This is a genomic window from Bradyrhizobium sp. Rc3b (assembly GCF_900114915.1).
Taxonomy (GTDB): domain Bacteria; phylum Pseudomonadota; class Alphaproteobacteria; order Rhizobiales; family Xanthobacteraceae; genus Bradyrhizobium.
This window is the reverse complement of the sequence record NZ_FOUS01000014.1, coordinates 32,501-57,809: the sequence shown is the minus strand read 5'-3', so window position 1 is coordinate 57,809 and position 25,309 is coordinate 32,501. Positions and strand designations below refer to the sequence as shown.

Annotated in this window: 24 protein-coding genes; 14 read left to right on the top strand and 10 right to left on the bottom strand. The window is 64.2% G+C overall.

All coding sequences use genetic code 11. The features are described from left to right. Positions 1 to 112: 112 nt before the first annotated feature. Together BM190_RS29375 and BM190_RS29370 are read right to left on the bottom strand one after the other, a co-directional pair. Positions 113 to 958, bottom strand: coding sequence for a cysteine rich repeat-containing protein (locus BM190_RS29375; RefSeq protein ID WP_092261259.1), 846 nt, complete (start codon positions 956 to 958; stop codon positions 113 to 115). 143 nt (positions 959 to 1,101) lie between these two features. Beyond that, positions 1,102 to 2,103 (bottom strand): NADP-dependent oxidoreductase, encoded by a 1,002-nt coding sequence (locus BM190_RS29370; RefSeq protein WP_092261258.1) that lies wholly within the window; start codon positions 2,101 to 2,103, stop codon positions 1,102 to 1,104. Between the two features lie 213 nt (positions 2,104 to 2,316). Here BM190_RS29370 and BM190_RS29365 point away from each other — a divergent pair, with 213 nt between their 5' ends. Further along, entirely contained in the window at positions 2,317 to 3,615 is a 1,299-nt protein-coding gene (locus BM190_RS29365; RefSeq protein WP_092261257.1) for a dicarboxylate/amino acid:cation symporter, read from the top strand. A gap of 9 nt (positions 3,616 to 3,624) precedes the next feature. Next, positions 3,625 to 4,566, top strand: coding sequence for an amino acid ABC transporter substrate-binding protein (locus BM190_RS29360; protein ID WP_092261256.1), 942 nt, complete (start codon positions 3,625 to 3,627; stop codon positions 4,564 to 4,566). Between the two features lie 201 nt (positions 4,567 to 4,767). Here the strand turns inward: BM190_RS29360 and BM190_RS29355 are convergent, their stop codons facing one another. Then, the gene (locus BM190_RS29355; RefSeq protein WP_092261255.1) at positions 4,768 to 5,571 is read right to left on the bottom strand and encodes an ATP-grasp domain-containing protein; all 804 of its coding nucleotides are present in this window, start codon (positions 5,569 to 5,571) and stop codon (positions 4,768 to 4,770) included. A gap of 384 nt (positions 5,572 to 5,955) precedes the next feature. Here BM190_RS29355 and BM190_RS29350 point away from each other — a divergent pair, with 384 nt between their 5' ends. From BM190_RS29350 to BM190_RS29340, 3 genes are all read left to right on the top strand, one after another. Continuing rightward, positions 5,956 to 6,729, top strand: coding sequence for a ferredoxin--NADP reductase (locus BM190_RS29350; RefSeq protein ID WP_092261254.1), 774 nt, complete (start codon positions 5,956 to 5,958; stop codon positions 6,727 to 6,729). 382 nt (positions 6,730 to 7,111) lie between these two features. Continuing rightward, positions 7,112 to 8,824: an FMN-binding glutamate synthase family protein gene (locus tag BM190_RS29345; RefSeq protein ID WP_177237365.1), complete on the top strand. Its 1,713-nt coding sequence runs from the start codon at positions 7,112 to 7,114 to the stop codon at positions 8,822 to 8,824. A gap of 103 nt (positions 8,825 to 8,927) precedes the next feature. Further along, positions 8,928 to 9,167: a PilZ domain-containing protein gene (locus BM190_RS29340; RefSeq protein ID WP_018316424.1), complete on the top strand. Its 240-nt coding sequence runs from the start codon at positions 8,928 to 8,930 to the stop codon at positions 9,165 to 9,167. Positions 9,168 to 9,197: 30 nt separating this feature from the next. On the opposite strand, the gene BM190_RS29335 is transcribed toward BM190_RS29340, so the two are convergent. After that, positions 9,198 to 10,493, bottom strand: coding sequence for a hemolysin family protein (locus BM190_RS29335; RefSeq protein WP_092261253.1), 1,296 nt, complete (start codon positions 10,491 to 10,493; stop codon positions 9,198 to 9,200). Positions 10,494 to 10,735: 242 nt separating this feature from the next. On the opposite strand from BM190_RS29335, the gene BM190_RS29330 reads away from it, so the two are divergent. Further along, positions 10,736 to 12,811: a methyl-accepting chemotaxis protein gene (locus BM190_RS29330; protein WP_092261252.1), complete on the top strand. Its 2,076-nt coding sequence runs from the start codon at positions 10,736 to 10,738 to the stop codon at positions 12,809 to 12,811. Between the two features lie 104 nt (positions 12,812 to 12,915). On the opposite strand, the gene BM190_RS29325 is transcribed toward BM190_RS29330, so the two are convergent. From BM190_RS29325 to BM190_RS29310, 4 genes are all read right to left on the bottom strand, one after another. Next, positions 12,916 to 14,886, bottom strand: a complete 1,971-nt coding sequence (locus BM190_RS29325; RefSeq protein WP_092261251.1) for a carbohydrate porin — start codon at positions 14,884 to 14,886, stop codon at positions 12,916 to 12,918. Between the two features lie 364 nt (positions 14,887 to 15,250). Next, entirely contained in the window at positions 15,251 to 16,201 is a 951-nt protein-coding gene (locus tag BM190_RS29320; protein ID WP_244550762.1) for a DUF1194 domain-containing protein, read from the bottom strand. 208 nt (positions 16,202 to 16,409) lie between these two features. Continuing rightward, positions 16,410 to 16,673, bottom strand: a complete 264-nt coding sequence (locus tag BM190_RS29315) for a hypothetical protein (RefSeq protein ID WP_028143817.1) — start codon at positions 16,671 to 16,673, stop codon at positions 16,410 to 16,412. A 140-nt stretch (positions 16,674 to 16,813) separates the two neighbouring features. Further along, positions 16,814 to 17,620, bottom strand: coding sequence for a creatininase family protein (locus tag BM190_RS29310; RefSeq protein ID WP_092261249.1), 807 nt, complete (start codon positions 17,618 to 17,620; stop codon positions 16,814 to 16,816). 164 nt (positions 17,621 to 17,784) lie between these two features. On the opposite strand from BM190_RS29310, the gene BM190_RS29305 reads away from it, so the two are divergent. The 8 genes from BM190_RS29305 to BM190_RS29270 all read left to right on the top strand — a co-directional run bounded on the left by BM190_RS29305 (position 17,785) and on the right by BM190_RS29270 (position 23,446). Beyond that, positions 17,785 to 18,807 (top strand): ABC transporter substrate-binding protein, encoded by a 1,023-nt coding sequence (locus BM190_RS29305; RefSeq protein WP_092261248.1) that lies wholly within the window; start codon positions 17,785 to 17,787, stop codon positions 18,805 to 18,807. 10 nt (positions 18,808 to 18,817) lie between these two features. After that, entirely contained in the window at positions 18,818 to 19,633 is an 816-nt protein-coding gene (locus tag BM190_RS29300; protein ID WP_018316417.1) for an ABC transporter ATP-binding protein, read from the top strand. Next, a complete protein-coding gene (locus tag BM190_RS29295) occupies positions 19,630 to 20,448 on the top strand; it encodes an ABC transporter permease (protein ID WP_092261247.1) in 819 nt (272 codons plus the stop codon). Before BM190_RS29300 ends, BM190_RS29295 begins: the two co-directional genes overlap by 4 nt. Then, entirely contained in the window at positions 20,448 to 21,437 is a 990-nt protein-coding gene (locus BM190_RS29290; RefSeq protein ID WP_092261246.1) for a 2-hydroxyacid dehydrogenase, read from the top strand. Before BM190_RS29295 ends, BM190_RS29290 begins: the two co-directional genes overlap by 1 nt. Continuing rightward, the gene (locus BM190_RS29285) at positions 21,437 to 22,129 is read left to right on the top strand and encodes an AprI/Inh family metalloprotease inhibitor (protein ID WP_092261245.1); all 693 of its coding nucleotides are present in this window, start codon (positions 21,437 to 21,439) and stop codon (positions 22,127 to 22,129) included. Before BM190_RS29290 ends, BM190_RS29285 begins: the two co-directional genes overlap by 1 nt. Before the next feature lie 102 nt (positions 22,130 to 22,231). Further along, positions 22,232 to 22,606, top strand: a complete 375-nt coding sequence (locus BM190_RS29280; protein WP_092261244.1) for a hypothetical protein — start codon at positions 22,232 to 22,234, stop codon at positions 22,604 to 22,606. A gap of 129 nt (positions 22,607 to 22,735) precedes the next feature. Further along, positions 22,736 to 23,056, top strand: a complete 321-nt coding sequence (locus BM190_RS29275; RefSeq protein ID WP_092261243.1) for a hypothetical protein — start codon at positions 22,736 to 22,738, stop codon at positions 23,054 to 23,056. Positions 23,057 to 23,140: 84 nt separating this feature from the next. Beyond that, entirely contained in the window at positions 23,141 to 23,446 is a 306-nt protein-coding gene (locus tag BM190_RS29270) for a YMGG-like glycine zipper-containing protein (protein WP_026201668.1), read from the top strand. A gap of 59 nt (positions 23,447 to 23,505) precedes the next feature. Here BM190_RS29270 and radC read toward each other — a convergent pair whose 3' ends face one another. Beyond that, the gene (gene radC / locus BM190_RS29265; protein ID WP_092261242.1) at positions 23,506 to 24,219 is read right to left on the bottom strand and encodes a RadC family protein; all 714 of its coding nucleotides are present in this window, start codon (positions 24,217 to 24,219) and stop codon (positions 23,506 to 23,508) included. A gap of 89 nt (positions 24,220 to 24,308) precedes the next feature. Further along, on the bottom strand, positions 24,309 to 25,127 hold the full coding sequence (gene map / locus BM190_RS29260; RefSeq protein ID WP_018316408.1) for a type I methionyl aminopeptidase: 819 nt from the start codon (positions 25,125 to 25,127) through the stop codon (positions 24,309 to 24,311). Between the last annotated feature and the right edge of the window lie 182 nt (positions 25,128 to 25,309).

Sequence of the window (25,309 nt, the reverse complement as noted above, 5' to 3'; positions counted from 1 at the left end):
CCCGGGCTTGTCGTGATCGAAATCGGATATCTGCAAAAGATTTGTCGTTGCAGGCGTGCGAAAATTCATGCGCACGCCGTTCGTCATTGTCGCGCTTGACGCGTGCGCCGCGTTATCTCGCCGCGAATGGGGCGAGCACGTCCTTGCACGCCGGCGACAGCGAGGCAGCCCTGTTGGAAATGCATTGAATGATGCGGCCGCTTCCGGGCGCGACGCCGGCGCAGAGCGTGCGGATGTCGGCGCCGCAGGCCGACCTCAGGATGAACAGCTCTTCGCGCGGCAGCAACGGACGCAACACGATCACGGCTGGCGCTGCCGCCGGCGCGGCTCCCGCCGCGGGGGCTGCTGCTGCGGGAGCCGCACCCGCGGGCGCCGCCGTTGCGGCAGCGCCACCGCCGGCTGCGGCGCTCACGGCCTTCTCGCAGGCCGGTGAAACTCTGGCCTTGTTCTTTTCAAGGCATTCGAGTGCCGCCGCGCCGCCCGGCGGCACGCTGGCGCACACCTTGGGATAGTCGGCGCGGCACGCGCTCTTGACCGCCGCAACCTGCGCGCTGCTCGGCTGCTTGGCGGCAGCGGCCTTCTGCGCGGGTGCGGCAGCCGGCTTTGCCGCGGGGGCGGCATCTGCTTTCGGTGCGGCTGGCGCCGTTTCCGCCTTGGGCGCGGCCTCGGTCTTCGGCGCGGCGGGGGCAGCTTCGGTTTTCGCAGGTTCGACGGCGCGAACCGCGGTCTGGCATCCCGCCGACAGGCTGGACATGTTCTTCGCCAGGCATTGATACGCTTCCACGCCGCCGGGCGTCACGCTCGAGCAATGCGCCATGAAATCCGAACGGCATGCGGAGCGGATGGCGCTCTTCTGGGCCTCGGTCGGTGCTTGCGCGAACGCGCCTGTTGCAGTTGCGAAGAGCGCGGCCGCCAGCAACGCCTTGCGCGTCGATGCCTGTTTCAACGTATTGAACATCTGGTGATTTCCTGCCCGTCGGTCACGCCGACGACTTTCAAAATGTGATGTAATCGCAATCTTCGCGAGTGACGCCTCGCAAGCAGCATCATTCGCCGCTTTGACGTCACCCGCAAGTCAATTATGCCGGTGCAATTGCGCCGTCAGAGCCTGACCATGCGCTTGCCGCGGTTCTCGCCCGCGAGCAATCCGATCAGCGCCTTTGGCGTGTTCTTGAGGCCATCGATGATGTCCTCCTGCACCTTCAGCTTGCCGGATTTGACCCAGCCCTGGAGCTCGGCGAGCGCGCGCTGGCTCTCCTTCATGTAATCCATCACGATGAAACCTTGCATGACCAGCCGCTTCACCACGATCAGCCCGGGCACGCCGCGCGGGCCGTGCGCGGAGGGCGCGCCGTCATATTGCGAGATCGCGCCGCAACAGGCGATGCGGCCATAATTGTTCATCTGCGGCAGGCAGGCTTCCAGAATGTCGCCGCCGACATTGTCGAAATAGACGTCGATGCCCTTGGGTGCAGCTGCGCGTAGCGCCTTGAAGACCGCGCCGTCCTTGTAGTCGACGGCGGCATCGAAGCCGAGCTCGGAGGTCAGCCAGCTGCACTTGTCCGCGCCGCCGGCAATGCCGATCACGCGGCATCCTTTGATCTTGGCGATCTGCCCGACGATCGAGCCGACCGAGCCCGCGGCCGCGGAGACCACGACGGTCTCACCCTCTTTGGGCTTGCCGATCTCGAGCAGGCCGAAATAGGCGGTGAGGCCGGCGATGCCGAACACGCTGAGCAGGTGCGTCATCGGCTCGAGCTTCGGCATCTTGGTGAGATGCTTTGCCGGCACCGCGGCAAATTCCTGCCAGCCGGTGTCACCGAACACGATGTCGCCCGCCGCAAGCCCCTCGGCCTTCGAGCTGACGACCTCGGCAATGGCGCCGCCAGCCATCACGCTGTTGGCCTCGACCGCGGAGCGATAGGTCGCGCCGTGCATCCAGGCGCGGTTGGCGGCGTCGAGCGAAATGTATCGCACACGCAGCAAGGCTTCGCCGTCCTTCGGCTCCGGCACTGTGCTCTCCACCATCTTGAAATGTTCGGGGCCGAGCTTGCTGCTGGGTTTTTCGACCAGCAGAACCTGGTGATTGATGTTGCCGCTCATGGCGTTTCCCTCTTTGATTGTCTTGACGATTATTGATGCAGCCGCAGCAAACAAAACGTGCAGGCCGCATGCGTTGTGCGCTGCATGAAGGCTAGATCGCGGCGTTCCATTTCACAACGGGAACATCCTGAAAACGCGATCACACGCAAAGCGTGTTGCGTCGTTGTGATAACTGCGACATCATGAAGCGCCGGTGTACGTGGGGGGTAAGCGATGTCGAACAGGTTCACGCAATACATTCTGGCCGCGATGGTGCTCGGCATCATCATGGGATCGGCAATCTACAACTTCCTGCCCGACACGCGCGCCGACTGGGCGTCCTCGATCAACCTGATCGCCATGATGTTCCTGCGCCTGATCAAGATGATCATCGCGCCGCTGGTGTTCGCGACCCTGGTCGGCGGCATCGCGCATATGGGCTCGGGCTCCAAGCTCGGCCGCATCTTCGCCAAGACCATGGGCTGGTTCATCAGCGCCTCCTTCGTCTCGCTGCTGCTCGGCCTCGTGATGGTGAATCTGCTGCAGCCCGGTGCGAACTTCCCGGGCACGCTGCCCCAGGCGGGGCAATCGACCGGCCTGCCGGTGTCGGCCTTCTCGATCGAGAAATTCCTCACGCATCTGATCCCGACCTCGATCGCGGACGCGATGGCGCAGAACGAGATCCTCCAGATCGTGATCTTCGCGGTGTTCTTCTCGGTGGCGATGGGCTCCATGCCCGAACGTTCGAAGCCGATCCTCGCGATGATCGACGACGTCGGCCACATCATGCTGAAGGTGACGAGCTACGTGATGCTGTTCGCGCCGCTCGCGGTGTGGGCCGCGATCACCGCAACCGTCGCCAAGAATGGCCTTGCGGTGCTGTGGAAGCTCGTCGTGTTCATGGGAGGCTTCTATCTCTCGCTGGCGATCCTGTGGACCATCCTGGTCATCGTCGGCTTCATCGTGATCGGCCCGCGCTACAGCCATCTCTTGAAGCTGGTCCGCGAGCCGCTGATGATCGCGTTCTCGACCGCGAGCTCGGAGGCGGCCTATCCGAAGACGCTCGAGGCGCTCAACCGCTTCGGCGCCTCGTCGCGGATCTCGAGCTTCGTGCTGCCGCTCGGCTATTCCTTCAATCTCGACGGCACGATGATGTACTGCACCTTCGCGGCCGTCTTCATCGCGCAGAGCTACCACATCGACATGCCGCTCGGCACCCAGCTCGCGATGCTGGCGACGCTGATGATCACCTCGAAAGGCGTCGCCGGCGTGCCGCGCGCCTCGCTCGTGGTGATCGCCTCGACGCTGGCGCAGTTCAACATTCCCGAGGCGGGCCTGTTGATGATCATGGGCATCGATACCTTCCTCGACATGGGCCGCAGCGCCACCAACGTGATCGGCAACACGCTCGCGACCTCGGTCGTAGCCAAATGGGAAGGCGAGCTAGGGCCCGAGCACGAGCTCGGACCCGGCGACGTCGTGCCCGAGGATATGGTGCCGGGCGAAGTGCCCGCGATGGCCAGCCATGGGTAGGAGCGAACCATGCGCCAGACACTGGCGAGGTCACTGACCTCAGGCGGGTTGTTGCTCGCGGCATCGTTGCTCGCGACCTCCTTGTTCGCGACCTCGGCTCGCGCGCAGACCGGCGGCGAGGGGCTCAGCCCGACGCTGGCGGCCGTCAAGAAAGCGCACACGGTGCGGCTCGGCTATCGCGAGAGCTCGCCGCCGTTCTCCTTCCTCGACCAGTCGGGCCGTCCGATCGGCTACAGCCTCGAGCTCTGCGAGGCCATCGTCGAGGAGATCGGCATCGAGGTCGACGATCCCAATCTGAAGATCGATTACGTCAAGGTCACCTCGGACGACCGCATCGACGCCGTGCTGCAGAACAAGATCGACCTGGAATGCGGCTCGACCACCGCCAATGCCGAGCGCGGCAAGCGCGTCGCCTTCTCGCCCCTGATGTTCGTCGCCGGCACCAAGCTGATGGTGCCGAAGGGAGCGGCAATTTCCGGTATCGCGGACCTGAAGGGCAGGACCGTCGTGGTGACCAAGGGTACGACGAACGAGCAGGCGATACACGCCGTCGACAAGAAGCTCTCGCTCGGCCTCAACATCGTGACCGCGCTGGATCACGAGCAGTCGTTTCAGATGGTGAACGACGGCAAGGCTGATGCATTCGCGACCGACGACATCCTGCTCTACGGCCTGATCGCGCGCCACAAGGCGCAGGAATATTTTCGCGTGGTCGGGGACTATTTGTCCTATGACCCCTACGGCATCATGTTCAGGAAGGGCGAGCCGCAGCTCTCCGCCGTGGTCGAACGTGCCTTCCGCAAGCTCGGCTCCAACCGCGATCTGGTCCCGCTCTACAACAAATGGTTCACCGCAAGGCTTCCCACCGGCGAACGTCTGAACGTGCCGATCTCGCTGCAGTTGGAAGAGGCGTTCAGGGCGATGGACGATTCGGCGAGCGCGAATAATTAGCGTTCGTGTCGCGCCGCAGGCTCGATGCCTTCCCTTCTCCCCTTGTGGGAGAAGGTGGCGCGAAGCGCCGGATGAGGGGTTAGCTCCGCAAATTCAGACGCAGAAGTTTCACTCGCGGAGAGAGACCCCTCACCCGTCTCACCGCTACGCGGTGAGCCACCCTCTCCCACAAGGGGAGAGGGTGCAGCGAGCTCGCGGCTGCTATCTCTGCCCAAACACCCGGTCCAGCGCCGCGTCATACGCCGCTTGCACGAGTTGCGGATGCAGCTTGCCGAGCGCTTCCATCATCACGCCGGAATTGATCTCGAGCACGCTCCACTCGCCATTCACGCGAACCACGTCGATCGACGCAAAGACAATGCCGATGGCGCGCGCGGCATCGCTCGCCAGCTTTGCGCAGGCGGTGCGAACGTCGCCATCCTCCAGCAGCACCGGCTTTGCTCCGGCATCGAGATTGTGCCGCCAATCCGTGCCACGCTGCTTGCTGTAGACGACGAGGGGTTCATCTCCGAGCAGCACCACACGGACCTCGTCCTCGATCGCGACATAGGGCGAGATCACGAGCCCGGCGCTCATTGAGAAAACCTCGCCAGCCGCGTGGTCGAGTTCGGCCGCCGTCGCCACCTTGAACACCGAGCGTCCCGATGTCCCCTCGTTCGGCTTCACCACCACGCCTTGCGGATTCTGACCGAGCAGCGCGAGCATCTGCTGGCGCCAATCGGCACCGGCGACGTGCACGCCCAGCCTTGGGTTGAGGAAGAGGTGATGGGGAATGCAGGGAACGCCCGCCAACGCCAGCGCCTCTGATGTCGCCGATTTGTCGTTGGCGAGGCGATGGGGGATGGCGCTGTTGAGGCCGATGTCGTAGCCGAAGGCAAAGCGCCGCTCATCGCCCCGGCGCATCGCGACCAGCCAGCCATCGGCACGGACATCGACCGCGATGCCATGGTCCGCGCAATAGCGCCTGATCGCCTGGACGAAGATTCGCTCGTCGCTTGCCGCCATGTGTTTCTGTCGCGTTTCAGACGTTCCTGGCGCCAAAAGCCGCAAAAATGCGGGAAACGGCGCCGAACCGGGGTGAAAGTCAGAGCTATTCTTAATGAAATTCTCGCGAGCGCGATGGAAATTAAGTGCTGCATTCGAACGCTGCAGGGAAAAGAAATTGCCCGCGGCGCGCGCCCGGCAGCAGATTCATTAACAATATGGCCAATTCCGCCGCAAATGCCGGTTTGACCGGCATCAATTGCATCCGGAACGAGGTTGATTATTGGTCTCAATGGCGTAGATCACACACGCGAAATCCTCCGCCATGGCAATGGTGTCCGCCCCGTTTCAGGGCCGGGCAACGCTTTTGCCCTAAAACCGCAATTATTCGGAATATCGAAAATCATGAGCGCGTTTTACCGAGAGAAGGTTCTTTCCGTCCAGCACTGGACCGACACGTTGTTCAGCTTCCGCGCCACGCGCGATACCGGCTTCCGCTTCCAGAACGGCCAGTTCGCGATGATCGGCCTCGAGATCGACGGCCGTCCGCTGCTGCGCGCCTACAGCATGGCAAGCGCCAACCACGAGGAAGAGCTCGAGTTCTTCTCGATCAAGGTTCAGGACGGCCCGCTGACCTCGCGTCTGCAGAAGATCAAGGAAGGCGACACCATCCTGGTCGGCCGCAAGGCGACCGGCACGCTGATCACCGATAACCTCCTTCCCGGCAAGCGGCTGATGCTGCTCTCGACCGGAACGGGCCTCGCGCCGTTCGCGAGCCTGATCAAGGACCCCGAGGTCTATGAGCAGTTCGAGTCCATCGTGCTGGTGCACGGCTGCCGCCAGGTCTCCGAGCTCGCCTATGGCGAGAGGCTGGTCGCTTCCTTGCGCGAGGACGAGCTGTTCGGCGAGCTGCTCGCGGACAAGCTGATCTACTACCCGACCGTGACCCGCGAGCCGTTCAGGAATCGCGGCCGCATCACCGACCTCATCAACTCCGAGCAGATCTTCAACGATATCGGGCAATCGCCCCTCGACATCGCCACCGACCGCATCATGATGTGCGGCAGCCCGGGGATGCTCGAAGAGCTGAAGGTGATGTTCGAAGGCCGCGACTTCATCGAAGGCAGCGGCAACAAGCCCGGCCATTTCGTGATCGAGAAGGCGTTCGTCGAGCGGTAAGCTCTGGTCGCCGTCTTGCCGAACACTTAGCGATCCACTCCGGTGTCGTCCCGGACAAGCGCGCCTAAGCGCGCGCCGATCCGGGACCCATACCCACCAGCCGCGGTTATGCGAAGACTCGGAGTGACGGCTTTTTTCACCATCGACCCCTGTGGTTATGGATCCCGGGTCTGCGCTGACGCTTGCCCGGGACGACAGCTCAGTTGTGGTGGCGACTGTTGCCTCCACCAGTCCCCGTTTCCATCCCCTCTGCTGCACTGCAAAAGCCTATCCTCTCGGCTGATTGATTTATCTCGGCCGAATTCGCTAGCCTGAAACAAGGGCCGCGTCATATCCGTATGACAGGCGAGGGCGTATCGTACCGCCTCATGCTGGCGAGAGGATGGGAATCGTGGCCGACGACACCAAGACGCAGGACTCCTCCCGACACTCATCCCCCAAACGCCTGCCGCTGGCGGAGGAGGGGATCATGGAGACCCTGCTGCTGCCATTCTCGCCGCGCTACATCGTGCTGACGATCTGCGCGGTCGTCACCGCGCTCCTGATCGGCATCGGCATCGCCGACCGCAAGATCTTCGACATCCTGCTGGTGCCGATCCTGATCTTCGGCGCGCTGACGCTGCTCGGCGTCCGCGATCTCCTGCAAAAGAGCCACGCGGTGCTGCGCAACTATCCGATTTCGGCGCATATCCGCTTCCTGCTCGAAGAGATCCGCCCGGAGATGCGGCAGTATTTTTTCGAGAGCGAGAAGGACGGCATGCCGTTCTCGCGCGACACCCGCGCAGTGGTCTATCAGCGCGCCAAGATGGAGCTCGACAAGCGTCCTTTCGGCACCCAGGAGGACGTCTACCGCCAGGGCTACGAGTGGATGCATCACTCGGTTTCGCCGAAGGCGCATGCCGCGGAGAAATTCCGCATCAGCATCGGCGGTCCCGACTGCAAGAAGCCCTATTCGGCTTCGGTGTTCAACATTTCCGCGATGAGCTTTGGCGCGCTCAGCCCCAACGCAGTGCGTGCGCTCAATGCCGGCGCCAGGAAGGGCGGTTTTGCGCACGACACCGGCGAGGGTGGTGTCAGCCCCTATCATCGCGAGATGGGCGGCGACATCATCTGGGAGATCGGCTCCGGCTATTTCGGCTGCCGACATCCCGACGGCACCTTCGATCCCGAAGCGTTCGCGCGCGTTGCCGGTGACGACCAGATCAAGATGGTCGAGCTCAAGGTCAGCCAGGGCGCCAAGCCCGGCCACGGCGGCGTGCTGCCGGCGGCAAAGGTCTCGGAGGAGATCTCCAAGATCCGCGGCGTCGCGATGGGCGAGGACTGCATCTCGCCGGCCTCGCATCGCGCCTTCTCCACCCCGGCCGGCATGATGCAGTTCATCGCCGAGATGCGCCGCCTGTCCGGCGGCAAGCCGGCCGGCTTCAAGCTGTGCGTCGGCCATCCCTGGGAATTCCTGGCGATCTGCAAGGCGATGCTTCAGACCGGCATCTATCCTGATTTCATCGTCATTGACGGCAATGAAGGCGGCACCGGCGCGGCGCCGCTGGAATTCATGGATCATCTGGGCATGCCGATGCGCGAGGGCGTCAATTTTGTCCACAACGCGCTGATCGGCATCAACGCGCGCGACCGCATCAAGATCGGAGCGTCCGGCAAGATCGCGACCGCCTTCGACATGGCGCGTGCGATGGCGATCGGCGCCGACTATTGCAACTCGGCGCGCGGCTTCATGTTCTCGCTCGGCTGCATCCAGTCGCTGAGCTGCCACACCGACCGCTGCCCGACCGGGGTGGCGACGCAGGACCCGACGCGCGCGCGCGCGCTTTACGTGCCGCTCAAGATCGACCGCGTGCACAATTATCACCACGCCACCCTGCATTCGCTGACCGAGCTGATCGCCGCGGCGGGCCTCGAGCATCCGCAGCAGCTGCGCCCGATTCACTTCACCCAGCGCACCTCGACCACCGATGTGAGATCCTTTGCGCAGCTCTATCCGGCGCTGCGCCCTGGCGAGCTGCTCGAAGGCACCGAAGACCCACGTTTCCGCGACGCCTGGCGGATGGCTCAGGCGGAAACGTTCCAGCCGGCGCTGTAAGGCATCGTTCGGCCCGCGGCGAGACCTGCCCGGCCCGCGCACATTCGCCGCGAGCGCAGCTGGCATCTAGGATTTTGTTCAACTTTGGGTGTATATTGTGCCCATGGACGAACGGCGCGACAAGGCAAGACATCGCGTGCTGAAGGCCGGAACGATCGAGTTCGGCGGCGGCGCGATCGACTGCACCGTCCGCAACCTGTCCGATACCGGCGCCGCGCTCGACGTCACCAGCCCGGTCGGCATCCCCGAGCATTTCACCCTGTTCGTCCAAGCCGACGGAACGCACCTGTCGTGCACCGTGATCTGGCGCAAGGAGAAGCGGATCGGCGTGAGGTTCGGGTGACCATGAGCGGGCGCGGGCTATCGCTCAATTTCACCCCGTCTCGACCTCACTCAACCGGCTCGCGAGGATCTTGTCGATCCTTCGCCCGTCGAGATCGACCACCTCGATGTGCCAGCCGCCGAAATCGAAGGCATCGCCGGTATCAGGCAGCACGTTGAACTGTTGCAGCACCAGGCCCGCCACCGTGTTGTAGCGGTGCGGCGGCAATTCGACGCCGAGCAATTCGCCGAATTCGTCGACCGGCATCCAGCCGGAGATCAGCAGCGAATCGTCGGCGCGCCTGACAAAGGCGGGCTCCGGCGGTCCGGCCTCCGAATGGAAGGCGCCGACGATCGATTCGAGGATGTCGGCGGCCGTCACCATGCCTTCGAAGCCGCCATATTCGTCGTAGACGAAACCGACGTGGACCGGCGCGGCTTTCAGGATGGTCAGCACGTCGCGCGCGTCTGCCGACGCCGGAATGCCGGGCGCCTCGCGCACCAGCGCGCGCAGGTCCGGGTTGCGTTCGTTCATATAGGCGATCAGCAGGTCCTTGGCCTGGAGCACGCCGATCGGTTTGTCGCGGTCCCCGTCGGAGACGGGAAAGCGCGAATGCGGGCTCTTGGCGATGATCTCCCGAATGGCCGCCGGATCGTCGTTGAGGTCGATCTCGTCGACCTCCGTGCGCGGCGTCATCACCGCGCCGACCGGCCGGTCGCCGAGCCGCATCACGCCGGCGATCATCTCCCTCTCACCGGGCTCGAGCACGCCCGCGCTCTCGGCCTCGCTGACGAGGTGGTGGATCTCGTCCTCCGAGACCTTCTCCTCGGCCTTGCCGCCGCGGCCGAGCAGCGTGAGGATCAGCCTGCCCGAGAGATCGAGCAGAAAGACCAGCGGCAGCGAGACCTTCGCAAGCACGTGCATGGCGGGCGCGACCCTGACCGCGATGCTTTCGGGGTCGCGCAGCGCCACCTGTTTCGGCACCAGCTCACCGACGATCAGGGTGGCGTAGGTGATCAGCGTCACGACGATGCCGACGCCGACGATGTCGGCAATTCCCGTGGACAGACCGAGCTCGAGCAGCCATTGCGTCAGCCGCTGTCCGAGCGTCGCGCCGGAGAACGCGCCGGAGAGCACGCCGACCAGCGTGATGCCGATCTGCACCGTCGAGAGGAACTTGCCGGGATCGGCTGCCAGCGTCAGCGCCCGCTCGGCGCCGCGCACGCCCTTGGCGGCGAGCAGCGACAGCCGGGCCGGGCGGGACGAGACCACGGCCAGCTCTGACATGGACAAGAGGCCGTTGATGACGATCAGGACGACGACGATGACGAGTTCGACCGAGAGCATTGACGTTCCGAGGTAAAAGAGTGTGGCCGAATAGGTCGGCCCACGCGTTGATATAGGTATTCGGCAAGGAAATGCCGGCAATTTTGCCGCGTTTGCCCCCCGAGGGAACCGCGCGGCCGCTGGCCTCGACATGCTTTGCGCGAGTTCCCGTGGAACTACGGGGCTGCCGTTGCTTAACGGGCTCTTAGTGGCCGCCCGGCTAGGTTTTCGACATTGCAGAAATGTATGCGGGGGACCAAGGGATGCGGATCGGGAAGCTTTTCGCGCTGTCGATGCTGACGGTGACGGTGTTTGCAGTCATCCTCGGCGCCGAGGTGCTGATAACCCAGACGCGCATCTTCACGAACCGCTCCGACGCGATCAAGACCGTCGATGCCTTTGGTGCGACGCTGATGGCCAGCCAGCATGTCGCCAGCCTTCGCGCTCCCTATATCGGTCCGATCTTCCAGGAAGGCGCCGCAACACCGGCACAGCTCGAAGCTGCCACGAAGGCTGCGAAAGCCGCCGAGGCGGGCTTCGAGGCCGCAAGACGCGCCGTCATGGTGCTGGATGACGGCGGCGCGATTGCGGAGAATCTCGACCGTGCCGCGCGGCGGCTGAAGGAGGTCACCAACGCTGCCGATCGCGCGATGGGCGTTCCCCTGGCGGCGCGCGACAGTGCCGCGACAAAGGGCTTCCTCCCCGGTGTTGCCGACGTCATCGGCAACATCGAACCGGTCATGAACCGGCTCGAAGCGAAAGTCATCAACGCCGATTCCTCGCTCGCGGCGCTGTTGAGCCTGGCACGGACGGCCCAGGATCTACGTGTTGCGGCCGGCAGCCGAGCCGCCACGCTGTCCCCGGCGCTGTCCGCGAGCCGCCCGCTCACGGCGAGCGAATTGTCGCTGATGGATCGCATGCAAGGCCGCGTGGAGGCCGACCGCGAGCGCATCGAGGCCGGCATCGACCAACTCGGAGATCCCTCCCGCATCGCGACCGCGCTGAAGGCGGCAACGGAATCGTATTTTGGAAAAGCTGCGGCTGCCGTCGACAAGGAGATTCCCGCAGCCCGGAGTGACGGCAGGTACAGCAGCAACGCCGACGAACTGGCGAAGGTCATCGTGCCGGCCATCCAGATGTTCTACGGCGTGCGCGATGCCGCCTTGGCCGAAGCTTCCGAACGCGCCTCGGCGTCGCGCGATGGCGCGCTGGCGATGCTCGCGCTCGGCGGTGTCGCCGTGCTGGCGCTGCTGGGGACGCTCGGTGCCGTGACCATGATGCTGCGCAGACGCGTGGTGACGCCGCTCAGCCGGCTCGCGGACGTGATCGGAACGCTCGCTGCCGGACAGCACGAGGTCGAGATCCCCGCGACGGGCCGCAATGACGAGATCGGCCAGGTGGCGGGTTCGCTGCAGCATTTCAAGGATTCACTGCTCGCCAAGAAGGCCGCCGACGAGGCGGCCGCGGTCGAGGCCGACGCGAAGCTGCGGCGCAGCCAGCGCATGGACCAGATCGCGCGCGATTTCGAAGCCATGATCGGCGACGTGATCAACACGGTGTCGTCGGCTTCCTCGGAGCTGGAAGTGTCCGCGGGAACGCTGACGAGCACGGCCGATCAATCGGAAAAGGTCACCGCAACCGTCGCGGCCGCTTCCGAACAGGCCTCCACCAACGTGCAGACCGTTGCCGCGGCGGCCGAGGAGATGGCCTCGTCGGTCGACGAGATCAGCCGGCAGGTGCAGGATTCCGCGCGCATCGCCGGCGAGGCGGTGCAGCAGGCGGGGCGGACCAACGATTATGTCGGCGAGCTCGCCAAGGCTGCAGGGCGGATTGGCGACGTCGTCGAGCTCATCAGCCAGATCGCGGGCCAGACCAACCTTCTGGCTCTCAACGCCACCATCGAGGCGGCGCGCGCCGGCGAGGCTGGGCGCGGCTTTGCGGTGGTCGCCTCCGAGGTCAAGGCGCTGGCCGAGCAGACCGCCAAGGCCACCGGCGAGATCAGCCAGCAGATCACGGGAATCCAGACCGCGACGGAGGACTCCGTCGGCGCCATCAGGTCGATCAGTGACACCATCTCCCGCATGTCCGAGATTGCGTCCGCAATCGCCGCGGCGGTCGAGGAGCAGGGCGCAGCGACACGGGAGATTTCCCGCAACGTGCAGCAGGCCGCGCGCGGCACCCAGCAGGTTTCCGCCAGCATCGTCGACGTGCAGCGCGGCGCGAGCCAGACCGGATCAGCCTCCGCCAACGTGCTCACCTCTGCGCGATCGCTGTCCGGCGAGAGCAGCCGTCTCAAGGTCGAGGTCGGCAAGTTCCTGGACGCGATCCGCGCGGCTTAGACTGCGTGGTGGCATCAGGGCTAGTTGCAATAACGGAGGTCAGCTCCCGCAAGCGGGAGAGGTGAAACGGCCACCACCTGATTTCGCCGCACTCGCGCCGCCGCTCAGAACTCGCCGTGCAGCCTCCCCGAAAACACCGACACCGGTCCGCGGTCGGCATTGTAGGCGGGGTTGACGATGAGTTGGTAGTCGGCGGTGAGCGTCAGATTCTTGTTCAGCGCATAGGCGTAATAGGTTTCGAGAATGCGCTCCTTGCGGTAGTTGAGCGCGCCGTCGCCGATCAACACGCCGAGGCCGCCGGCGGCGAGGAAGTCGCGGTAGTCCTGCGAAATCGCGTTGATCGCGCCGCCGACGCCGATCACGTCGTCAGGCCGGCCCCATTTCGTGCCCTTGATCGAAAAACCAGCCGACAGGCTGCGGTTGATGTCGGTGAAAGCGATCGTCTCGCTCTTGCCGTCGTTCCAGCTCCAGCGGCTGAACAGTCCGACATCCTCGGTGATCGCCTGCTCGAGGTTGACGACATAGCCGACCTTGATACGGCCGCGCCGGGTCTGCGCGATGTCGAGGTTGAGCGCGGGATTATTCAGCGTCTCGCGGAAGCTGCCCATATTGGCGCTGTCGAGCCAGCCCATGGTCCTGAGCTTGCCGGGCTGCCCGAACAGCGAGAAACGCGTCTCGAGCTCGATCACGTACTGGCCGCGCTCTCCGGCCCTGGTATCGAAATGATTTGCATTGGGCTCCGCGACCATCAGGAAATAGCCGCCGCGCAGCGCCCATTGCTTCTGATTGAACTCGGCGGTGACGCCGTAGGTGAGGCCGACCTTGTCGGCGGAATAGTCGAAGGCGCCAGGCGCCCACAGCGACCAGTTCATGAAATCCTTGCGCGTGTCCTTGGCGTAGGCATTGCCGTCGAACACGTCGACCACCGCGAATTTGCCGGCCTGCACGGTGAGGCGGGACACGTCGACCTTTTGCCCTAGCTGCAACTGGCCGCTGGCGAGTTCTTCCTGCTCGCCGCCGAAGCCGAAGGTCTGTCGCACGAACAGGCGCGAGGTGTTGTAATGCGGATAGGGGAAGTTCGACTTCTGCGCCTCGCCGTTCGGGAAGCCGGCCGCGCCCACGGTGTCGCTCAGTCCAAACCCCTGGAGCAGCTCGGGATTGTAATAGACCTCGCCGCCGTCCCACAGCCGTGCGTTCAGGAACAGGCTGTTGCTCCAGGTCGCCTTGGCTTGCCGCGACGGCGTGAGCGAGTTCGGCCCGGTGTAGAGCGCGGGGAACGAGGGATAGCCTTGCGGCAGATAGGTGCTCTGGCCGTGAATCTCCCAGCGATCCGATTCGGTGTCGATCAGCGAGCTCTTCGGATTGTAGCTGGGCATGCCCGGCCAATCGACCTTGCGGTTGAGGCCGAGCCTGACCTGCTGGAAGTCGAGCGAGGTGGAGCTGTATTGGGCCCCCGTGGAGAAGGCGACGTTGGCGCCGTCGAAGCGGCTGTAGAGATATTCGAGCCGTGCGCTCCAATGCGGCGCGAAGCCGTATTCGACGCCGGCACCGGCGATCCAGCCCGGCCGCGTGTTCAGGATTTTCGGGACTTCGGCGCCGGAGGCCGGCGCGTCGAAATAGCGCTCGCCCATCCAGGCAAAGCCGCCGGTGGCGTAGACGAGCCACGGACCGCTGGTATAGCCGACGCGGCCGCGCAGGCTGGCGGCGTAGTCCCATTGCTGGGTGACGGTGTTGCCGGGCGTCGCCAGGAAGGAGACGATCGAATTCGACGTGATGTAGTTGGGAAACGTGAAATCGCCTTCGACGCCGACCAGCCAGCCGGAATTGAGCCGGTAATTGTAGCCGGCCTGCACGCCGCCGATCATGCCGCTGAAGACGCCGTTGTCGTTGATCCCTGTGCCGTCGTTCAGCGCAAAGTGCGATGAGCCGCGGCCGTAGCCGGCATGCGCGCCGATATAGAGGCCGGTCCAGTCATAGACAGCTCTCAGCGCCGGCGCCTTCAGCGGCAGATCGGCCGCACGGCCCACGGCGGGAAAAGAAAGCACGCCCGAGGCAATCGCCGCGGCCGTCCGCAAATACCTGTAACGGTGACCTCTCAACGTCAAAACGCACGCCCCCAAACGCGAATGTGTCCCACCCGCCGCGATATCCCTGCCGATTCGCAGCGGTCCTGTCATCAGGTCTTAAAGTGCCTGCGCCGAGATGATCTCGGCTCGACGCGGGTTCTTCCCCAGTTCCTGAACCTGAGTGGTGGACCTTATTGCGATTAATTCGCAATAGCAACTGATGCGCATTGCCGCAGAGGATGGTTCGCACCGCTGTGTGACGCGGCTGCAACATCGGCAAACATTCGTGAAACCGGCGGGCGGGCGCCGACCGACCGATGCTGAAATGGATGATGCGGCCGAATGGCGGCTGTCGGCCGGCCAACGCAAGCACCTAGCAGCCGCGGCAGATGCCCTTGATCTTCTTGTTCAGCAAGGCGTCCTCCTTGTCGGGGGGACTGCTCGTGTTGACGGCTGGACTGTTCGCCTTGGTCGCGGGGCTGACCGTATCCCACCGCGCCTGCCAGAGCTTCTCGCCGATCATGCAGGACACGCGCGGCTCCTTGTCGGCAGAGGGGGCGGCCGATTTTTTCGGCGTGCGGCCCGCCACCTCGAGCACCAGCTTGGTCCGGATCGCCTCCTTGAAACCTTCGCGATCGGTGATCGGCACGACAAAAGAGTCTGGCCCGCCGATGACGCAATCCTCGTAGTACCAGTCGATGTGATCGATATGGCTGATGTCCGTCGTCCCGTTCGGTGTCGCATTGATCAAGACCGGCAGGCCGGTGATGACGATGCCGTTCTGCAACGCCGTGTCGCGCGCTGTGACGACAGGATCGCCGACGTTGTTGGGACCGTCGCCCGAAATGTCGATGATCCGGCGCGAGCCGCGGTATGGATTCTGCTCGAACAGCGGCATAGCGAATTTGATCGCGCTCGAAATCGACGTGCGCGACCCGCGGAGGATCGGTGCCTTCATGAGCTCATCTGCGACGGTCTCGGCCGCTTCCGGTCCGTCGATCTGTCGCCAGGGGACGATGACCTTCTGGTCGTTCGTGGCCGACCATTCGAAATAGGTCAGCGCGATCCTACCGATCGGGCCGGCCCGCAAGGCTTGAAGAAATTCGCGCGAGACGATGGCCTTGGCAAAGCCTCCGCGTTGAGCTGCCAGGTCATCTATTTCCATCGAGTAGGAAGTATCGATGGCGATGACGAGTTCGAGGTCCACGGCGGGCCGGCTGTCGCCCGGGGGCGTCGTACGCGCTTGCGGCGCCGTCTCGGGACATGCTTGCGTCGATGTCAGGATCGCAATCAGGATCGATCCAATTGAAACCCGCCAATTCACGCTCGCCCTCCAGCCACCCATCCTATCCTGACACGCGGAACGTGCAATCGGAAGGGCGGTGGGCCAGACCGCTGCCGGGTTGTTCAGGCGGCAAAAAGAAGACCCCGCCCGGGGGGACAGCCGGGCGGGGTCGGGGGCACGACACGGGGTGGATGAGGCGCCCGTGTCGGACGCAGGATCCACGTAAGATCGGCCTCAGGTACTCAAATCAGTAGCAGCTACGAACGCGGCCGACGTACTGGCCGAAGGCGTTGTACTGGGCGACCCAGCCGCAGCGGTGATAGCCGTAGTAATAGGGGTCGTTGTTGGCGGCGATCGCGGAGCCGACGACGGCGGCGGTGGCGATGCCGGCACCGACACCCCAGACCCAACCGGGCTGCTTGGCTTCGGCCGAGGAGGTGGTGGACACGATGCTGCCGGTGACGGCGAGGGTCGCGAGAGCGAGAGCGGCAATCTTGGTCTTGATCGACATGTGAAACTCCATCCGGGGTTGAGGCGGTCCGTTGTGGCCCGCGTGCCCAGTTTGACGGAGGCTCCCACTGTCCGGTTCGAATGCGGCAAATCCGTTCCCGGAGAAATGAGTTTTTGTAAATGATTACAATAGGATGTCGGCTAGCCGAGCGGCCCTTTGGCGAGCCTGTTCACGTCGAAGTTATCGACCTCGCTGAGGAGCTCGCAAAAAGCACGAGCGCCTTGATCGATCAGTTGCTCGCCCTTCGCGGCCACGGCCAATGTCGCATTGCCGACGGCGCCGCTGGCGTTGAGATCCTGTGCCTGCCAGGCGAAGGGCGCCGGCCGCTGCGTCGACAGCCAGCGATATTGCTGCTCCAGCGCGATGCTGCTCGCCGGAAAATCCGCGATCGCCTCCTTGCGCACCTGATCGGGAAAGCGCGCCAGCATGATCGAGGTTTCGACCGCGCCGCCGTGGATGCCGTGGCGCACCTCGTCGGCCGGGAACAATTTGTCGGCGCCTGACAGCCGCGACCAGGACGTCGTCACCACGAACAGTTTCTGATGCGCGCGCAGATCCTGCGCGATCAGCATCATGGCCGCGCTGTTGCCACCATGGCTGGTGATGATGACGAGCTTCTTCACGCCGCGACGCGCGACGTCCTCGCCGATCCCGGTCCATCGCTTCAGCGCGGTTTCAGTCGGCAGCGTCTGCGTGCCGGGATAGTCGATATGCTCGGTGGAAATCCCGACCGGTTCGACGGGAAGAAAACTGGCCGGAACGTTGTCGGGCAGAAGCTCGCGCACGCGCGCAAGATAGGCGTTCGCGATCAGCACGTCGGTCTCGAACGGCAGATGCGGGCCGTGCTGCTCGGTCGCCGCCAGCGGCAGCACCGCGATCCAGCGCGACGATTCCGCAGGGGTTGTCTCGGCCCAGCGGATTTCGGTCCAGTCGCGGGATGGCATCATTGAGTTTTCTTTGGAGGTTTCATTGCCCGAATTTGTCACGTAATTTGGGGTATCAGGGGATGCGGGCCCGGCCGGCTCGCGTCCCCTGACGTCATGCGGTTTTATCGCGTTGCGTTCACATGAGCCAGAAGCGATTGGCCAGAAGCGATCGACGGAGTGCCATTATGACCCCCTTTCATCTGCGCAGAGCGTTCATTGCGGGCTTGATGGCTGCTTTCGTCTGCAGCGCCGAGGCGCGTGCCGAGACGCTGGACAAGGTCACCTTCGGCACCAACTGGGTCGCCGAGGCCGAGCATGGCGGCTTCTTCCAGGCGGTCGCCGACGGCACCTACAAGAAATACGGGCTCGACGTCACCATCGTTCCCGGCGGTCCCAACGAGAACAACCGGATGCTGCTGATCGCCGGCAAGATCGATTTCTTCATGGCCGCGAACACGCTGATGTCGTTCGACGCGGTCGCCAACAACGTCCCCGTCGTGACCATCGCCGCGATCTTCCAGAAAGATCCGCAGGTGATGTTGACGCAGCCGGATGCCAAGATCAGCAAGATCGAGGACCTCAAGCCGCTGACGCTGTTCGTCTCCAAGGAGGGCATGACCAGCTATTTCCAGTGGCTGAAGTCCGAATACGGCTTCAACGAGAAGAACGTGCGGCCCTATAATTTCAATCCGCAACCCTTCATCGCCAATCCCAAGAGCGCGATGCAGGGCTATGTCACCTCCGAGCCCTTCGCGGTGGAGAAGGCCGCCGGCTTCAAGCCCAACGTGCTGCTGCTCGCCGATTACGGCTTCAACACCTATTCGACCCTGATCGAGACGCGCCGCGACGTCGTCGAGAAGAAGCCCGATTTGGTGCAGCGTTTCGTCGATGCCTCCATGATCGGCTGGTACAATTACATCTACCGCGACAATTCCGCCGGCAATGCCATGATCAAGAAGCTCAATCCGGAAATGACCGACGACCTGCTTGCTTATTCCGTCGCCAAGATGAAGGAGCATGGCATCGTCGATTCCGGCGACAGCCTGAAGAACGGCATCGGCGCGATGAGCGACGAGCGCTACACCTCCTTCTTCAACAAGATGGTCAAGGCCGGCGTCGTGAAGCCCGAACTCGACTTCCGCAAATCCTACACGCTGCGCTTCGTCAACAAGGGCGTCGGCGTCGAGCTGCGCCCGAGCAAGCCGTAGCGCAAGCTCGATGTCATCAGGCAAAACCTCGTCCGCGGCCGACGCCGGCCTGACGCATCTCGCCGTCAGCCTGCGCAGCGTGACGAAGACCTATGACAATGGCGTCATGGCGCTCGGCCCGTTCGACCTCACTGTCCGCAAGGGCGAGTTCATCTCGCTGCTGGGTCCGTCCGGCTGCGGCAAGTCGACGGTGCTGCGGTTGATCGCGGAGCTCAGCGCGCCGTCGTCAGGCATCGTGCGGGTGGCGCGTCACGAAGGCGAGGTGCTGCCGGGCCACGGCATCGGCTTCGTGTTTCAGGAGCCGACCCTGATGCCCTGGACCAGCGTGCGCGAGAATGTGCGGCTGCCGCTGAGGCTCGCCGGCGTGCCGAAGGCCGAGGCGCGCGGGCGTGCCGACGCGGCGCTGGCCAGCGTCGGGCTCGCCGATTTCGCCGATGCCTTTCCGCGCGAGCTCTCCGGCGGCATGAAAATGCGGGTGTCGCTGGCGCGCGCGCTGGTCACCGATCCGGATATCCTGCTGATGGACGAGCCGTTCGCCGCGCTCGACGAGATCACGCGCTTCCGCCTCAACAATGATCTGCTCGCGCTGTGGCGCAGCCTCGGCAAGACCGTCATCTTCGTCACCCATTCGGTGTTCGAATCCGTCTATCTGTCGCAGCGCGTGGTGGTGATGACGGCGCGGCCCGGCCGCATCCAGGCCGATATCCGCATCGAGACGGTCGAGCCGCGCGGCGAGGCGTTTCGCACCTCCGCGGCCTATTCCGATTATTGCCGGAAGGTCTCGGCGGCGCTGGCGCCATCCTATTCGGGGCAGTCGACGTTATGAACGCGCAAGCCCCCGTCACCGCAAAACCGCGAGGCGCGCAACGCGCGATGCGCTTTGGGCTTCCCGTCATCGTGTTCGCGGCCGGCATCCTCGCCTGGGAACTGGTGGTGCGCATCAAGGACATCCCGCCTTACGTGCTGCCGGCGCCCTCCGTCATCGTCCTGACGCTCATCAAGGACTGGGCGGTGCTGTCACAATCGCTTGCCACCACGCTTCTGACCACGCTCGAAGGTTTTGCCGCGGCCAGCATCGGCGGCATCGCGCTGGCACTGTTGTTCAACCAGTCGAAATGGGTGGAATACTCGCTATTTCCCTATGCGATCGTCCTCCAGGTCACCCCGGTGATCGCGATTGCGCCGCTGCTCCTGATCTACCTGGAGCAGCAAACCGCAGTCGTCGTCTGCGCCTTCATTGTCGCCTTCTTCCCGGTGCTGTCCAACACCACGCTCGGGCTGAATTCGGTCGATCGCAACCTTGCCGGCCTGTTCCAGCTCTATGGCGCCTCAAAGCCGCAGACGCTGCGCTTTCTCAAGCTGCCCGCGGCACTGCCCTACATTCTCGGCGGCCTGCGCATCGCAGGCGGCCTGTCGCTGATCGGCGCGGTCGTGGCCGAGATCGCGGCCGGAACAGCGGGCGCCGGCTCCGGGCTTGCCTACAGGATCGCGGAATCAGGCTATCGATTGAACATACCCCGCATGTTCGCAGCGCTGCTTTTGTTGTCGCTTGCCGGGATTGTCATCTATGGGGTGCTGGCGCTAGTTTCGCACCTCGTTTTACGGCGCTGGCATGAAAGCGCGCTTGGAAAGGAAAACTGATGGCTGCCGGTTCGATTTCGTCCGAAAAGATCGACCTTCTGATCTATGGGCCGGTGCGGCCGATCCTCGAGAACGGGTTTTCCGACCATTTCGTCGTGCACAAGGCCGAGACGCACGGCGACCTCGAACGGCTGACGCCGGCGATCCGCGAAAAGATCCGCGGTGTCGCCGTGACCTATCACACCGTCCGTGCCGACAAGGGTTCGCTGTCGCAGCTGCCCAAGATCGAGATGGTGGCAAGCTTCGGCGTCGGCTACGATCACGTCGATGCCAAATACGCGGCCGAGCACGGCATCATCGTCACCAACACGCCCGACGTGCTGACCGAGGAGGTCGCCGACGTCGCGATGGGCCTGCTGATCTCCACCTTGCGCGAATTCATCAAGGCCGACCGCTACGTGCGCTCCGGGCTCTGGCAGACGCAGAACTATCCGCTCAGCGTCGGCTCGCTGCGCGACCGCAAGGTCGGCATCGTCGGCATGGGCCGGATCGGCCAGGCCATCGCACGCCGGCTCGATGCCTCGCTGGTGCCGGTGGTCTACCACTCGCGAAACCCGTCCAAGGACGTCTCCTACAAGCACTACCCTGATCTGATCGAGATGGCGAAGGCGGTGGACACGCTGATGGTGATCGTGCCCGGCGGCGCCTCGACCAACAAGATGATCAATGCCGAGGTGCTCAAGGCGCTCGGCCCGCGCGGCGTTCTGGTCAACGTCGCACGCGGCTCGGTGGTCGACGAGCCGGCGCTTGTGCAGGCGCTCAAGTCGGGCACCATCCTGGCCGCCGGCCTTGACGTGTTCGCGGCGGAGCCGACTGTGCCGGACGAGCTCAAGACCATGCAGAACGTCGTGCTGCTGCCGCATATCGGCTCGGCCTCGGTGGTGACGCGCAACGCGATGGACCAGCTCGTGGTCGACAACCTCAAGTCATGGTTCTCAGGCAAGGCGCCGCTGACGCCGGTTGCCGAAACGCCGTTCAAGGGGCGCTGATGAAAATTCTTCGGGTCGTTGCATTCGCCGTCGCGGCCCACTTGGCCGCGATCGGCGCTGCGCCTGCGCAGGATGCAACGAGCCTGAAGAAAGAGATGCTCGGGCAGTGGGAGCTATCGACCACCGAGCGCAGCAAGACCTGCGTCGTCACGATGAAGGGCGATGCCGCGGGGCAGGGTTTCAAGCTCGAGCTGGAGCCGGCCTGCAAGGCGGCGCTGCCCTTCACCAAGGACATCGTCGCCTGGAGCGTCAGGGGCCTCGACATCGTCCGTCTGCAGGATGCGAGCGGTGAAGCCGTGATCGACTTCACCGAGGTCGAGGCCGGCATCTTCGAGGGCCTGCGGCAGGGCGAGGGCGTCTACATCCTGCAGGATCTCGCCGCGGCCCGCTCGATGGCCAAGTCGATGGACCAGATGATCGGCGACTGGTCGATGGTGCGCGGCAACGGCCAGCCGGTCTGCGGGCTGACGCTGACCAACACCGAAGCCGGCCAGGACAATTTCCAGGTCTTCCTCAAGCCGAAATGCGAGGCGGCCATCGCGCAGTTCAACCCGACGCAATGGCGGCTGGAGCGCGGCCAGATCATCCTGATGTCGAAATCGGGCAACGTCTGGCAGTTCGAGGCCGACGACAACGCGCAATGGCGGCGCGTCCCCGATACCGCCGACCCCCTGATCATGCTGCGGCAATAGGCGGCCCCACATCCGTTGCCGCCGAATGACGCCACGCGAAGGCGGAACCTGCAGACCGGGCATCTCGTTGACGGAAGAGGTGATTTCGTTGGGAGATCCGGCATGGCCAAGCGCGTCCTCGCGATCGGCATCGAACCCGGCAGTGCCGACTACAGCGCATTCCCGCAGCTCACGCCGGAGCTCGTGCGAACCTACATCGAGGCGCAGCTGTTGCGCCTGCGCGATCTCGGCTTCGAGGTCACGAGCTGCCTGATCGATCTCGACGCCACCGCGGAAGCCAGCGTCACGGCGGCGCTCCGCGACGAGACTTTCGACTGCATCGTGATCGGCGCCGGCCTGCGCGAGCCGAAGGAGCGCCTCGTGCTGTTCGAGAAGGTGCTCAACCTCGTCCACCGCCTCGCGCCTGACGCTGCGATCTGCTTCAACACCACGCCCGCCGATACCGTCGAGGCCGTGCAGCGCTGGGTCGAACCGTAATCTTAGGCCTGGAGGCAAGTGCGCCGCCGGCTCGGCGGCCGCCACGTCTTTTCTGTGGCCTGCATGACATGGTGCATGATACGGTCGCTGCAATCCAGCGTAGAGCATGAATTCCGTTCGGGCCCCTCGATGTTCAGAGCCGTCGTCGTCATTGTCCTCGCCTTTGCCCTGTCCGGCTGCGATGCCTTTGGCGCGCTGAAAGACGGAATGCAGCACGCACGGGCCGTGGAGGGCGATCTCGAGCAATCGACCGGCGTCAGGCCGCAGGTCGGTTTCAACTGGCGCAATGGCCGCCTCGCATCGGTGACGGTCATGTTTCCGGGCCTTTATCAGACCAAGCCGTTGGGCGACCTCGCCGGCCTCGTGCGCGAGACGGTGACCAGGGAATTCAAGCAGGCACCGGACGCGATCGTGCTCTCGTTTGCCCTGGGCAAGGGTCCTTCGGCCTGAGGCCCCGCGCTGGCTGCGACAATTGGTCTGGTCCGGCGCCGTCCCGAGCGCTATGACTGGCGGCATCAACCGGGAGGATTCGGGATGCTTCGAGCTGTTGGAATGGCGGTGTGTCTGACGGTTGCGATGGCGGTGCCGGTGCATGAGGCCGCCGCCCAGGATGCCATCGGCGGCGCGATCATCGGCGGCGTCGGCGGGGCGATCCTCGGTGGCGCGCTCGGCGGAGGCCGCGGTGCTGCCATCGGTGCCGTCGTCGGCGCCGGCACGGGCGCCGCGATCGCCTCCGAAGGCGAGCGCCGCCGCTCCGGCTACTACGCCTATCAGCGCGGCTGCTACATGCAGAGGCCGGACGGCTACTACGTCCGGGTCGATCACAGGTATTGCTACTGAGCGATCATCGAGTTCAGGTGAGCGGCCGCAACGCGCATCGCGACGGACGGTATCTCGCCCTAGATCAACCGCATCCCGCGCAGGCTGGCATGTCCGCTCTTGCCGACGATGATGTGATCGTGCACGGCAATCCCGAGCGGCTTGGCGATGTCGATGATCGCCTTCGTCATCTGGATATCCGCCTGCGAGGGCGAGGGATCGCCTGAGGGATGGTTATGCACGAGGATCAGGGCGGTCGCTGATAATTCCAGCGCGCGCTTGATCACTTCGCGCGGATAGACCGGGGTGTGGTCGACGGTGCCGGTCTGCTGCACCTCGTCGGCGATGAGCTGGTTGCGCTTGTCGAGAAACAGCAGGCGAAACTGCTCCTTGTCGGCAAACGCCATGCTGGAGCGGCAATAATCGATCACCTCGTTCCAGGACGACAGCGCGTTGCGGCTGTTGACCTCGCCCTTGGTCACGCGGCTCGCGGCGGCCGCAATCAGCTTGAGCTGGTTGATCGCGGCTTCGCCGATGCCGTCAACCTCGCGCAAGCGCGCCACCGGCGCGTGCACGACCTCGGCGAACGAGCCGAAGGTCTTGATCAGCGTCTTCGCGAGCGGCTTGGTGTCGCGCCGCGGCAGCGCCGGAAACAGCGCCATCTCCAGGAGCTCGTAATCGCTCAGCGCATCCGCGCCGGCATTGTAGAAGCGCTCGCGCAGCCGCTCGCGATGGCCGTGATAATGCGGCGCGTCCTCAGGTTTGCTCTTGTCGTGGTCCGGCTTGGCGGGCATCGGCCGCCAGCATCGCCGGGGGCTAGCGCTTTTGCAACCGTCAATTGCGTCGGCGAGTTCGGTTGATGCCTAAGGGTGACCCTGAAGGATCACCCGATCTGCTTCTCGCCGTGCCGCTCCGACAGCGTAAAAATCTCGACGCCATCAGCGGTGACGCCGACAGAGTGCTCGAACTGTGCCGACAGCGATCGGTCGCGGGTGACGGCAGTCCAGCCGTCGGAGAGGATCTTCACATGCGGCTTGCCGAGATTGATCATCGGCTCGATGGTGAAGAACATGCCGGGCTTGAGCTGCACGCCTTCGCCGGGCCGGCCGATATGAATGATGTTCGGCTCGTCGTGGAACATGCGGCCCAGACCGTGGCCGCAGAAATCGCGCACCACGCTCATGCCCTGCGGCTCGACGAAGCTCTGGATGGCGTGACCGATGTCGCCGGTGGTGGCGCCGGGCTTCACCGCGGCGATGCCGCGCATCATCGCTTCATAGGTCACCTCGATCAGCCGCTCGGCCTTGCGTGCGATCGGGCCGACCGCATACATCCGGCTGGAATCGCCATACCAGCCGTCGACGATGAAGGTGACGTCGATGTTGACGATGTCGCCTTCCTTCAGCGGACGGTCACCGGGCATGCCGTGGCAGACCACGTGGTTGAGCGAGGTGCAGGTCGAGTAGCGATAGCCGCGATACATCAGCGTCGCCGGATAGGCATTGTTGCTGAAGGCGAAGTCGCGGACGAATTCGTCGATGCGCTCGGTCGGCACGCCGGGCCCGACGATGTCGGTGAGCTCGTCGAGGCACTTGGCCACCAGCGCGCCCGCCTTGCGCATGCCGGCAAAGGCGCTCGGCCCATGCAGCTTGATCTGTCCGGTCTTGCGCAGGGAGGTATCGGAGGCTTCGACGTAGCTCATGCGGGCGCAATCTTCTGAGGTGGGCTCGATATCGGCGGAAAGTCTTGATTTCAGGCCCCAATTTAATGATTGCGGGCCTTCGCGCAAGCCAAGGCAGCGCGTTTTCGAGCGACGTGGCTACCGGTTCGTGTGAAGAAAACGCGTCAAAACAAGGATCTTGCCGCCTGTTGCGCCCAAAAGCG